This is a genomic window from Pseudobacteroides sp., assembly GCF_036567765.1.
In the GTDB taxonomy this organism is placed as follows: Bacteria; Bacillota; Clostridia; order Acetivibrionales; family DSM-2933; genus Pseudobacteroides.
This window is the reverse complement of sequence record NZ_DATCTU010000008.1, coordinates 40,278-53,598: the sequence shown is the minus strand read 5'-3', so window position 1 is coordinate 53,598 and position 13,321 is coordinate 40,278. Positions and strand designations below refer to the sequence as shown.

Annotated in this window: 10 protein-coding genes; 7 read left to right on the top strand and 3 right to left on the bottom strand. The window is 37.3% G+C overall.

The annotated features are described in order from the left end of the window. Positions 1-53 precede the first annotated feature (53 nt). The 6 genes from VIO64_RS02810 (at position 54) to VIO64_RS02785 (ending at position 5,226) form a co-directional block, all read left to right on the top strand. Positions 54-509, top strand: coding sequence for a pyridoxamine 5'-phosphate oxidase family protein (locus VIO64_RS02810; protein ID WP_331914935.1), 456 nt, complete (start codon positions 54-56; stop codon positions 507-509). 374 nt (positions 510-883) lie between these two features. Continuing rightward, positions 884-1,309 carry a hypothetical protein gene (locus VIO64_RS02805; protein ID WP_331914933.1) on the top strand — a complete coding sequence of 142 codons (426 nt, stop codon included), beginning with the start codon at positions 884-886 and terminating at the stop codon, positions 1,307-1,309. 290 nt (positions 1,310-1,599) lie between these two features. Further along, the gene (locus tag VIO64_RS02800) at positions 1,600-2,010 is read left to right on the top strand and encodes a hypothetical protein (RefSeq protein WP_331914931.1); all 411 of its coding nucleotides are present in this window, start codon (positions 1,600-1,602) and stop codon (positions 2,008-2,010) included. 219 nt (positions 2,011-2,229) lie between these two features. Continuing rightward, positions 2,230-2,607 (top strand): hypothetical protein, encoded by a 378-nt coding sequence (locus tag VIO64_RS02795; RefSeq protein WP_331914929.1) that lies wholly within the window; start codon positions 2,230-2,232, stop codon positions 2,605-2,607. 853 nt (positions 2,608-3,460) lie between these two features. Continuing rightward, entirely contained in the window at positions 3,461-4,069 is a 609-nt protein-coding gene (locus VIO64_RS02790) for a cohesin domain-containing protein (protein ID WP_331914927.1), read from the top strand. 254 nt (positions 4,070-4,323) lie between these two features. Continuing rightward, on the top strand, positions 4,324-5,226 hold the full coding sequence (locus VIO64_RS02785; protein WP_331914925.1) for a hypothetical protein: 903 nt from the start codon (positions 4,324-4,326) through the stop codon (positions 5,224-5,226). Between the two features lie 83 nt (positions 5,227-5,309). Here the strand turns inward: VIO64_RS02785 and VIO64_RS02780 are convergent, their stop codons facing one another. Beyond that, positions 5,310-7,067, bottom strand: coding sequence for a glycosyl hydrolase (locus VIO64_RS02780; protein WP_331914923.1), 1,758 nt, complete (start codon positions 7,065-7,067; stop codon positions 5,310-5,312). A gap of 389 nt (positions 7,068-7,456) precedes the next feature. On the opposite strand from VIO64_RS02780, the gene VIO64_RS02775 reads away from it, so the two are divergent. After that, positions 7,457-9,436, top strand: coding sequence for a BNR-4 repeat-containing protein (locus tag VIO64_RS02775; RefSeq protein WP_331914921.1), 1,980 nt, complete (start codon positions 7,457-7,459; stop codon positions 9,434-9,436). Here VIO64_RS02775 and VIO64_RS02770 read toward each other — a convergent pair. Both VIO64_RS02770 and VIO64_RS02765 read right to left on the bottom strand, forming a co-directional pair. Continuing rightward, positions 9,423-11,606: a peptidase domain-containing ABC transporter gene (locus VIO64_RS02770; RefSeq protein WP_331914919.1), complete on the bottom strand. Its 2,184-nt coding sequence runs from the start codon at positions 11,604-11,606 to the stop codon at positions 9,423-9,425. The genes VIO64_RS02775 and VIO64_RS02770 overlap by 14 nt on opposite strands. Further along, entirely contained in the window at positions 11,603-13,150 is a 1,548-nt protein-coding gene (locus VIO64_RS02765; protein WP_331914917.1) for a radical SAM/SPASM domain-containing protein, read from the bottom strand. The genes VIO64_RS02770 and VIO64_RS02765 overlap by 4 nt, the downstream gene beginning before the upstream one ends. Positions 13,151-13,321 lie beyond the last annotated feature (171 nt).

The following is a 13,321-nucleotide window of genomic DNA, read 5'->3' as shown; positions in this document are numbered from 1 at the left end:
ACGTCTGTGATTTGCCAAATAAGCAAATTGCACCGATAGGAGAAATGATTACTATGCCAAAAGCAGCAAGTGAAATTCAAAAAGAAAGAAGAAAAGAGATTGAAGAAAAAGCAAGTGCATTATTAGAAAAATGCTCTGTTTTAACCCTTGCATCCATCAATGAAAATGGATATCCTCGAATTTGTGCAATTTCAAAGCTGAAAGCAACAAAATTCTCTGATATTTATTTTATTACTTCAAAACGCTCTGAATTAAATGGTAAAGTAACCCATTTCGAAAAAAACAGTAAAGCAAGTGTTTGTTATACGTTGGGTGGAGATAGTGTTACTTTGATTGGAAATGTCGAATTTGTTGATGATAGGGAATTGCAAGAACAGCTTTGGAATGAGTCTCATAGAAAATTTTTCAGCAAAGGCATTGTTGATCCAAAATTCCGTTTACTAAAGTTTCGCACAATAGAAGCGACTTTTTGGATAGAGGGTAAATTTAGAACTTGCAAGTATAATTGATTATTAGAATACTCTTTACCTCTTACACTTTATATTAAGTGAAACAATGTGGCTGATGTGGGTTCCTAAATGGCTGCGTCCGTCTCTGGTTTCGCGGGACACCTGGCCTTCACATATCAATACACGCCCGTTAAAGTGCGGGTAGAAGACCATGAAGAATTGCTTCGAGATCATCCCAAGTTGAAGAACCGCACTACACCGTTTCGCCGGCCGCAAATCGACTTTTACGGGTATTCCTTTGGGTTCCGGCTCAAGCAGTGTCGGGCATGTACACGATATAAAATCTCATGCAGACCCGATGCGTCCTATGTCGTGTTATTGGAGATGTGCCCTTAAGAAATTTTCAAGAATTAGCATAAAATGTGGAGGTTAAAATGTTAAGAAGTTCTGTGATTTTTTTATTCATATGTTCATTGTTTTTGATAAACCTACTTTCAGTTTGTCAAAGTGGGCCAGATTGGGAGGTATCTCAAGGCTCTGTAGCTATAATGGAGATTTCTTCATTTTTTGCTAGTGCATTTATGATACTTGGAACAATAACTTTTTTGATAAAAATAAAGCAGTATATAAATATAAAAAGTAGAGTTAAGATTCTTTTTGTTATTTGGTACTTTATCTTACTTGCCTCATTTTTAGTGATTTTTAAAAATGGTGGACCAATTGATGCTTTTAGATTTAACAGCCCAGAATTACATGAGAAGGTAGGTATCTTTAATCTTTTAGGAATTATTATTAGTTTATTTTTTCTTCTTACACTATTTAGAACGTTTAGTCAAAAAAATAAAAGGCAGGAGAATTAGTAACACGTAGGTATTCTGTATAATAGGAATTGCGTTATGTGTGTAAATTAAATATTAGTATGTAAGCCAATTTTGAGTTTAGAAGCTTACGTCCTGTCAGCCTCTGAACTTCGAAGGCGTGCGATTTTAAATAACAATGCATACAAGGGTAGAAATGAATTACGGGTAGCTCAGCAAACCTTTTCGGGGACATAAGAGCTATGTAACCCCTCAAAGGCTTCTTGTATGCTGACGATATATAAAATCGCGTGTAAATTAAAACATAAAAGGACTTCGATGGGGTTAATATTATGCTCAAAAAGTTGTTATCACAAATCATTGTAAATATAGGTATTATTTTAGTATATGCTTTGTTTGGGTTATTTATACCAATTATGATTAATGTGGAAGGCACAAACTTTTTACTGTTTACTTGGATTATAAGTCCTATTGTTGCAATAATACTAGTTTCTTTTATATTAATTCGATTAAACATCTCAAAAGCCAAAGCCTATATAATAGGGGCGTTTGTATTAAATATTATTTATATATGTATTTATACGTGGCTTGAGAGTTTAAAACCAAGAGTTAGTATTGAAGGAGACCTATTTGATTTCGACTTCAGAGGCTTAGTTCTCATAGTATTTGGTATTGGACAAATAATTGGATTAGTATTTACTTTTTTGTATTTTAGTATTTTGAAAATAAAAAGTAACCAGTAGATTTATAGCATACTGAAGCTATTTTATAAGAGGCTTACGTCCTGTCAGCCTCTGGACTAGGAGACACGCATCTTTACATATACATGAGTAGAATGAATCACAGGTCGCTCGTACATCCTTGGTGCAGATATTATTGCGGCACTTTTAATTTGATTTGCAGATGTTAAAACAATAGAGTTTTTGTAAAGCTATTAAAATCTTTTAGAATGGAGTAATCGTATGGGCTATGATTTACATATAACAAGAAAAGAATTTTGGTGTGAGGAAGGACAAGATATTACCGCTGATGAGTGGATTAAGTTTGTTGAAAGCAATTCAGAGTTTTCTTTTGATCATGTAAATGGTCAATACTTTGCTATTTGGAAACACAATAGTCAACAGGAATATTGGCTTGATTGGTTTGAAGGTAATATCTATACAAAAAATCCTGATGAGATTTTAATTTCTAAAATGATTGAAATAGCAAAGTATTTTTGTGCCGTAGTCCAAGGTGATGATGGTGAATTATATGATGGAAATAAAAAGGAAGAAGTGGTTAATGCAACAAAGAAAAAAAGTATATCATGGATAGAAAAGATTTTTGGTAAAAATAAATAATGACATTAAGCTTTTGAGGTAAATTTTTTAATAAAAGAGAGCTATGACTTGGAGGTCTTGAGCAGGGGAACGCCATCTGGTGCATCCTGAAACACAGCAGTGAATGCAAAGACCCATATACAGTCTGAGGGTAAAGTTCGTACAATTTGTGCTGAAAAAATTTTATCGATTCTTTCAAGAAAAAGCAAAGATCTAGTTGACTCTCTAAGTATTTCCGACTCATACAGGATTAAGAAAACTATAGATAATCAAACATCGTACATTCTTGCCTTCCGATGTAAAGAATTGGGCATTCTAATTGGTTTTGGCGGGCATAGTAATTTCTCAATCAATACTGTTAAAGAACTAAATCAAAATCCCGAATACATTATTTTGATTTTGGTACAGTAATTTCATTATAGCAGTGGGGTATTATTTGACGGATATGCCCAAAGAAGGTTTACTCAAGATTCTACTGACCTTAGCATTTACGCATACCGTGAGTCAAATCAATACAATGATGAACTCAGCAATTCGCATTTTATTAGCAATAAACGTTTCCAAAGAATCATATTCTTCTTTTGCTAAAAAGCAAGATGGATGTTATTAGAAGAAGTGATGAATTAATGTGCAAAATAATGGAAATTGTGGAAATTGACATAGAGAAATATAAACACACTAGAAATCCATTATACACCACACATGAAATTGGTTGAATATTGCTTAGATATAGTAGTTAAGTGTGCTGATTAGGGTGCTTGAATCGCTGAATCCATTCTATAAGCTTGATTTGTAGCAAACTGGTATAGTTGACATTAATATCATATAATGCTATGATTAATTTATGACATTATTTACATTAGGAGGTATAATTATGAATAAGAGGTTAAAGTCGTTTTGTATGTTTTTTCTAGCAATATCAATGGTTTGTTTTAACTTTTTACCAGTCAGTGCCACTGATGTACCCCCTTCTAAAGTAATTTTAAGCTTTGACAGATCTAATGCAACTGTTGGGGAGATCATTACTGCTAATATCAACGTGGAAAACATTTCTAACTTCTCTGGAATCCAATTCCACTTAGAGTATGATCCTACAGTTTTACAAGCAGTAGATCTAGTGACAGGACAGCCATATCCAGAAAGAGTTAATTCAATAAATTTTGAGAACAAACTAATGGGAGAGATTTTGTTAAACAGTGCTTATTACCCATATGAAGCAGCTGTGTTTGATCATTCCAATGGCACAATAGACGCTATGAGGGGATATATGTATCTGGCTGGTTACAGAGATGGTGGTATAGCTGAAACTACCGGGATTGTTTCAAAGATAGGCTTTAAAATACTGCAGGAAGTAAGCACTACGGTTACGCTCGAAAACTGTCCCACTCTATCAAATCCTATAGATGGTACAATGATTGCAAACTGGTATGGTGAGATGGTTACGTCCGGCTATGTAGTAGAACAATATGGTAACATAAACTAATCTGATAAATGTTTTTAACTTTAGCAGGGTTGGGGTACTTTTGATGCAGAATTTTTAATGAAGATCAAAGAAGACACCATTTACCATTTTAGCTAAATATTGGATTAAACACTTTAAAATAAGTAATCGTGTAATAATTTTGTGATATTGATGTAACAAAACTGTAAATATTATATACGTCATAAAACGATCCCGAAGGCTGTATATTCTAGTGTAACTTAATTAATTAGTTTTAAGAAGGAGATGATTTATTAATGAAAAAGTTTATTTCTGGGATTACAGCTGCGGCCATGCTACTTACTATATCAACCGGTGCTATTGCATGTAAAGGAAACTTTCAGGTAAAAAACGCTGCTCCTAAAAAGCTGGGTGATCAAGGCTTAAAGTTTTCTAAAAAACCCGTTAAAGAGCTTGACGCTGAGGCACAGGCAAAAATACAGGCTTTGAAGGATGCCTTCAATAAAGAGGTAGCACCCTTAAACGAGCAGTTAAAAATTGTCACAGCCGATTTGAACGCTGCAAAGGCAGCAAATCCTGTAGATTCCGCTAAGGTTACTGCACTCAAAGACCTTATGTCATCAATAAAGAAGGAAATCGGCACAAAGCAGGCGGCTTTGGCTAAAGAAATCGAGAAGGTAATGTTGACAGCGGAGTATGGTGCTGATGCTGTTGCTAAAATCGAAGCAGCTAAAGCAGCATACGAAAAGGATATTGCTCCATTAAAGGAAAAGCTTAATACTTTAGATAAAGATCTGGATGCAGCTCTTAAAGCTACAACAGTTGACAAAGAAAAGGTTAAAAGCTTGAAAGATCAGATCAAAACTGTTTGCAAAGATATGACTGATAAGAAAAAGGCTTTAAATTCATCCATTGAAAAAATTAAAATGATAGCAAAGTATGGTGCTGACGCAGTAGCCAAATTGGAAACTGCTAAAGCAACATATGATAAGGATGTTGCTGCTGTAAACGCAAAAATCAAAACTGTTAATGCAGATTTGAAAACAGCTCTTAAAACAAAGCCTAAGGACAAAGCAAAAATCAAGTCTTTGAATGATCAGCTTTTTAAGCTTTACAAAGAGTTTAAAGATAAGAAGACAGCTTATGATGCCTTGGTTAAGAGCATCAAGACTACTGCTTCAGCTGCTAAAAAAGCTTAAGCCCGATCAAAAATTGGCTTTACATAAAAAACAGGTTACCATGGTTATAGGTAACCTGTTTTTATTGTATGTCAATCCGGAACTTAAACAACAGTGTTGAATTTAGATGCAAGCATTATTACATCCGACATATTTATGGCTCCGTCTTTATTCAGGTCATATGCATCAACATATTTTGAATCACCACGGACTGAATTAAATACTTTCGCCAAAATAACGACATCTGCCATGTTTATGGCACCGTCATGGTTTAAGTCAAGACTGTTTGCAGGTGTTGGCGTTGGTGTAACAGTTTGTGTGAATTCATATAAATTTGGCGGCAGTTCATCCAGCGTAATTACATATTGGCTGTTGTAGATAGTATTGAGAAGTTTCGGATCATTTTTGCTTGGACTGGTAATAAACTCACCATACCATGGGCAGAAATACAGCCACCAAGCACCTTCATTAACCATGTTCTGAATATCGGGAATAACGTCATTTTCAGTCATTGCAACCATCTTTGTATCGTTTGTGTAATTTACAAGTTTAAGAAATGCTGTTGTAGCTGCACTTGTTTTCCATGTATAAGGTGATCCTTCATACTTATCATATGCAACGATATCTACATATTTATCTCCAGGATACCATTGTGCTGAATTTGCATTTAGATAAAGATTTACTTCCCATATAGCATTATGAATACCATACTTTTCAGTTAGTGTAGTGTAAAGAAGTTTCCATAGCTCTTTGTAAACCTCCGCACCACCGGTACCCCACCAGAACCATGCTCCTGAGCCATCGGTGTTGTTGTTGCCTTCTGCTTCATGGAAAGGGCGCAGAAGCACAGGAACATTTGCCTCCTGAAGAATGAGGAGCTGTTTGGCAAGATCATCAATTGCAAGCATCAGGTAAGCGTATTCCTTTGTTGATTTATCTAGACAGTTTGCCGTGTTAAAGCTTTTTGTCGGCTTATATGTACATTTTGTCCAATCCAATTTATCACCGATTTTATAGCTTGTAAAATCAGATGGAACATTGATATGCCAACATGCTGTTGCAATTCCGCCTTTCTCTTTTACCCAGTCGATGATGCGATTTGTTGTACCGTCTTCCCATCCGTATAGAGGATTGTAATTCATAAAATCAAAGCCTCTGATTGCAGGCAATTTGCCTGTTTTATCATATATGTAATCAAATTCCAATTCCATATTTCCGTTATTTCCGCCGCCGTAAATTTCTTGTTGACCGGAAATAATTTTATTGCCGTATACACTGGTGAGGTATTTTTTAAGAGCCTTTGTTTCAGAAGTTGCTTTAGTATCACATGTAGCCGGGTCGATTTTAAGATCTGGCATGTCTGCATAGTCAAATTTCACTTTATCATAAAGTATATAGCCCCAGCTTCCGGAAGTGCCGATCTCAATTTTTGCTGTACCTGCTTTAAGAAAGAAAAATCCAAAACTGTAATCAATCCATCCATTTTTATTTGGAATATAGAAATCGCTGTATGATACGCCGTTGACGGTAACAGCCTGAAGCCTGGTTTCGCCCTCTTTTCCTAAATACATCCAACATCTTGTTTTAAGCTCATACATAGCGTCTTTAGGAACATTTACCTCCAGCGATATTGTACCTGCATTGGTTGCCCAAACAAATCCGTTTCCCGAGTACCCAGGATAATTAGTCCCATAGACATTGGTAACGACAACAGCACCGTTGCTGAGAGTACAAGCTTCCGCTTCAACATCTACAGGTACTGAATTGGCTGCCTGAACTGTTGCAGGCATGGTTAAAAGTACTGAACAAGCCATTGTAATGGCTGTTAACAAAGACAGTACTCTTCTAAAAAATTCCCCCATATTTTACATACACCCCTTTAAGAAAATTATGGTTTTTAGTTTCTTATACTATTATTTAAATTATATCATATGGTAATTAATAATGAAAAGATTGTCAAACGGTGAAAAAGTGTTAAATAAAATAATACTTCTAATATGCATATGAAGAATCTAAGGTGTAATTTTTACTTAAAAATCTATATTAATGAATTTGACATAAATTATATGTTAAAATATAACTAAATAAATTACGATAAAAATCTTACATTACGGCGAGCATGTAACCAACGATTCAAGGATACGTGCGAAAACGGAATGTAATCGATTTTTCGTAATTTATATATTAAAGCACGAATGATAAATCTTTTAATATTTCAGTTTATCTAAGTTTTAGTTAAGGAGGAGTTATAATGTTTCACAAGAAAAATCTATTTGTTATATTATTGATAGTATCAGCATTAATTACCGGCTTGTTTGTACCTGTAAACGCAGATGGGGCAGGGAACTCCATTTCCGGCTATGTAAACAGCGGTTTTACATACCCTGTATCTGCTGCCCAGCTTATCCTTTCAGGGACCAGAGTAGAAATATCCGGCACAGGGTTATGGGCCTTAAGCGATGAAAATGGCTACTTTACAATTCCTAATGTTCCTGCAAACGCAAACGGCTACGTGATAAAATTTATAAAGACAGGATACCTTTCAAGAAGCTCACAAAGCATTCAGTTAACAGGTAGTTTGCAGCTGGGAACCGAGAGTTCACCGATATACTTATGGCCTGGAGATTTTAATGGCGACGGTTCTTTAAATATGTCGGATATAATACTTATGGCACAGGTATTCAACGCAGTTAAAGGTGATGCGAAGTATAAGGCAGATTATGATTTAAATAAAGATAATGCTATCAACATGACAGACCTGATTCTTATAGCCGCCAATTTTAATAAAGTTTCGTCAGAGTATCCCGTAATAATTGCAAGCTATATAACATCAATACCTTCAGGTACTCCAACTTCAACTTATACTCCAACTTCAACCTACACTCCAACTTCCACAAATACTCCAGCTTGGACTCCGACTCCAACCAAATCACCAACACCTACAATACAAAATGTTATGCCGTCTTTAGTTAAAACAGAAGACTCACTAATGACATATTCAGGGCTTACAAGCGTATCATACGGAGGATATTTAAACGGAGAATCCTTTCAGCAGGATGGAATAGTATCTTACAATGGATACCAGTATTCAGCCTTCTGGAACACAAACAAGCATGTTGTAATGTGCAGAAGGAAATTACCGAACGGCGAGTGGGCAAAATTCGAATTTACAGACCACCCTCTGTCAGCCGTTGACGCACATAACACAATATCTATAGGAATTTGCCCTCAGGACGGAACAATTCACCTTGCTTTTGACCACCACGGCAATGACCTTCACTATCGTGTATCGGTACCAGGCCTTGCTGCAAACCCTCAAAACTTTACATGGAATGCGTCAACTTTCGGTGCAGTTACCAGCAGTCTCATACCTGGTAATAAAATAACACTTGTTACATACCCAAGATTTATAACAACACCGTCCAACAAGCTTCTCTTTGAATACAGATATGGCCAGAGCGGAAGCGGAGACCAGTATCTGTTGGAGTATGACGGATCAACTAAAAAATGGACTTCCTTAGGTAAATATATAGATGGGATATCCCAGAATAATAATGCCTACGCCCATGGCATTACCTATGACAAAAACGGCAGGCTCCATGAAACCTGGTGCTGGCGTGAAACCCCTGATGCAACAACCAACCACGATCTTATGTATATTTATAGTGACGATAACGGCCGTACCTGGAAGAATAATGCCGGAACAACCGTAGCAGTTACCGGTTCAAGTTTTGTGAATAAAAATACGACGGGGGTCAAGGTTTGGACAATTAATCAAAACAGGGGGCTTATCAACCAGGAAGCACAAATGGTGGATAATAACGGGCAGATACATGTTCTTTTATCCCATTTGCCTGATTCCCAGGCTGACGACTCCAATTTTACCAACGCAAGGAACAAGACTGTTTACTTCCATTATTGGAGGGATGCAAGCGGTGTATGGCACCGAACAAACACTACTTTCCCTTCAGTCTTAAACTTCAGAGGCAAGCTGGCATTTTCAAAATCAAACAATATTTACGCAATACTGCCAAATCTTCGAATTGCCGCAGCATCAGCATCGTCAAATTGGAGTGATTGGAAAATGATCAGTACAGAGTATCAGGATAAGTTTTTCTCAGATCCCCTGGTTGATTACGGAAGGCTTAGAGAAGAAGGGAATACATTGACCCTGTTCTGTCCGAAGCCAAGTTCACCCAACATATACAACCTGACTTTTACAATAAATTAAACATTTCCTTATATAGCCCGTTATTCAAAAGGAGTTCTTCATGGGTGCCGGATTCGGATATTCTGCCGTTTTCAAGTACGAATATTCTCCGGCATCTTTTTATTGTAGATAGGCGATGAGCTATTATGATCCTTGTAACCTTTTTATCAAAAAGGTCGAGGGTATTTGATATGGCCTCTTCGGTGATGGTGTCAAGGTTGCTTGTGGCCTCATCCATAATTAGAACATCAGGCTTTAGCAAGAAGGCCCTGGCAATAGCAATTCGCTGCCTTTGACCACCTGAAAGGTTTGAACCGTTTTCCTCTATGTAGGTTTCATACTTTAGTGGCAGCTTCTCAATAAACTCATGACAGTTTGCATGTTGAGACGCTTCCATCACTTCCTCCATGGAGGCATGAGGATTGCCAAGTCTTATATTATCTGCTATTGTGCCGCTTAGAAGAAACACATCCTGGGATATGAATGCAATTTTTTTCCTGATAGTCTCTAAAGGTATATTTCTTAAGTCAATTCCACCGATCTTTATTGTGCCCTTCTCTGGAAGGTAATAATTCATAATCAGCCTTGCAAGTGTTGTTTTTCCCGATCCGCTGCCACCTACAACAGCAACCTTGTCTCCCGCATTTATGTGGAGGGACAGATTTTCTATTACAGGCCGTTTATATCCGTATCTAAATGTTATGCTGTCTATATCAATATCCTCCGACAAGGTGTCAGGTATTACACTTCTTTCAGGGTCTATGTATTTTTCCCCTTCTATTTCTAATATTTCCCCAAGCCTGCTTGATGCAGCTGCAGCTGTTTGTATCTCCGATGACAGGTCAATGAGATTTTTGACAGGGGTAAGAAAGTATTGGAGTAATGCATTAAAGGCAAGAAGATCGCCGGTAGACATCTTTCCTGTAGAAATCTCAATAATACCGAACCAAAGTATCAATATGGTACCAAGACCATTGATGGCAGATGTAAGGGTAGTCAGCACAGAGTAGAGTATGCTGCCTTTATATACTTTTTTTATGAGATCGTCAAAGTTTTTTTCCGCAGTCTTATCAGTCTCATTTAAAGCATTGAATGACTTTAATGTTTCAACACCATTTAAGCTCTCAACAAGATGAGAGGTAAGATGTGCATTGCTTTCCATCTGAAGCGTGTTTATTTTTCTTAGGGGCCTTATAAAACACAACACAGTTATTCCATACAGCACCATGATGCATAATGTTATAAAGAAGAGAAACCTATTTGACATAAACAGAATAACTCCGCCAGCTATAGCAAGAACTGTGTCGATGGAAAGGGTGAGGGTTATGCCTGATATGGCTTCACGGATTTTCGAGGCATCCATGAACCTGGATATTATCTCGCCGTCCTTCCTGGAAATAAAAAAGCTCATGGGAAGCCTTAATACATGCTTAAAATAGCTCAGCATAAGCTCTTTATCTATCTTTAATGCCAATTTGGTAACCATAAGGCTTCTTAATATCCCTAAAAGGAGCTGGAAAAAGAAAATACCGATAAAGAAAAGGGATACGTAAGTAAGCTGATTAAATACCCCTTCTCCGATAACCGTATCAAACAAATACTTCATATAATAGGTGCTTAATATTCCAAGCCCTGTAAATACAAAGGATATCAAAACAATAATAAAAATGGAGAGCTTAAGTACTTTAACTATGGATGCTATCAACCCAAATAAAGCCCTGTTGTTACTTGTTTTTATGTCAAGGCTATCTCCCGGCTTTAAGGATATTACCCTTCCCGTATAAACATCATAAAAAAGGGAAAGTTTCTCCCTGACAACTCCTTTAGCAGGGTCCATGAAAGTTATACTGCTATCATCTATTTTATAAACCACAACATAGTGCTCAAGCTTTTTACCGTCATTGTCTTTTATCACATGTGCAATCAGCGGAAATTCCTCATTTACCAACTGCTCAAGCTGAGCTTTAAGGCCCTTTGCAGTAAACCCAAGTCTTTGCAATGCCTTCACAAGCCCAAACCCTGTTGTACCTTCTTTACCTGTACCTGAGTATTCTCTTAGCCTGGCTATTGAGATATTTCCGCCGTAATATTTCACAATTGAAGCAAGACACGCGGCACCGCAGTCTGTTACGTCATGCTGCCTAACTACAGGGTACCTTTTGGTCAAGCTCAAAATTTTCTTAAATATCATGCCTGTCCTTCCTTAACCTGTTCTTGTAGAAGATTGTAAAAATCCCGATAGCTCTTTTCAAACTCATCAGAAACCTTAAACCCTTCCTCTAAGGCTTCCATAGCTTTGGCCGGTTTTCCGTTTTCAAAATAAACCACTGCAAGGTCATAGTATGGGTCCAGGTAAGTACCTTTTGACAATTCAATTGCCTTTTTAAGATATTTTATGCCCTCATCAACCATCCCAAGCCTTGAAATGGAGAGTCCGTAACCTTTATTTGCGTATATGTTGCTGCTGTCCTTTTGAAGCAGCTTTTCATTTGCTTCCACAGCATTTTTGTAGTTTTCCAGCATAAAGGAAGTATATCCGTATAATGATAATGCTTCTTCATTTTCAGGGTCAAGGGAAAGAACCTTTGACAGCAATATTTCCGCAAGCTGGTGCTGATTTTGTGGTGCAAATTTGCGAGCTTTATTCATTAACTCATCAATGTCATTAATACCCTCAAATTGCTTTTCAGCCTTCTTAACGACAAGATTGTAGGAACAGTATCTGTTTTGCCCGTATATTGTTCCTTCCATTGTAAGCCTTGTATTGCCGCATCCACCGTGGCAGCGATTGCCATACTGGCACTTTTGGCAGGTTCCCTGAAGCATTTCTTTAGTAAGATTCCTGTTCCAGGCAAACTTTTCAGGATTGTTCCAAATATCAAGTATAGGTGTTTCTTTAATATTTCCTTCTATGAAGTTTCTGTCTCTTATAGAAGTACATCCCACTATATCGCCATTATGAAGTATTCCCATAACATACTTTCCGGCTCCGCAGCCGTTCCAGTCGTACTCATCGGATGAATCGGATTTTTTCCTTACTTCAATTTCCTTTTTGTTAAAGTACCCCATGCAGTCGGCCAGTTGTATATCCACGCCACCCTTTTGCATGGCATCATAGGCGAAATTAATAACATCATCGGTATGATGAGGCTGTGCCACAAGCTCACTGTTTTTGACCATGTTCCCCATAGGAAGCCCCAATTGGAACTGCCAGCCGTATATTCCTTTTTCACACAGGATTTTGTGCATTTCTTCCAGTTCACCAAGATTCATTTTGTTTACAGTCGTAATAACAGAGCAGTTTACTTCATTTGCCACTAATATGTCCAAGGCATTCATTATTCTTTCATATGAACCCTCACGCCTGATAAAATCATGAGTCTTTTGTAGACCGTCAAGGCTTATGGCTATAGTGTTTATTCCCGCAGCCTTTGCTCTTTTGGCTATCTCATCATCTATCAGCCAGCCGTTTGTTATCATGTTGGGTATAACCCCATTATCATTAAGCCTTTTTGCAATGATATCCCAGTCTTTTCTGGTTGTGGGCTCACCTCCGGACAGTGTAAGCCACTTAAATCCCAGCTCAGCCAAGTCATCACAAAGCTTTAAGGCCTCGTCGGTTGTAAGCTCTCCGCTTAATCTATTTTCACAGGAAGAACCGCAGTGCTTGCACCTCATGTTGCATCCCATTGTTATCTCCCACACACCTGTAATTGGCCTGTAATCTATACTCATAATACCCCTCCCGCAAAAATTTGAATAACAGAATTTCTTGCATTTTACACCCTTGATTATTGTCGCATTTCCTAGATATTTAAAATTTGGGGTGGTGCATGGCTGTATTAATAAAGCTTTATTGCTGCTCATTTAAATACCCGTACCATGCACCTGATAGTCTAAATATTC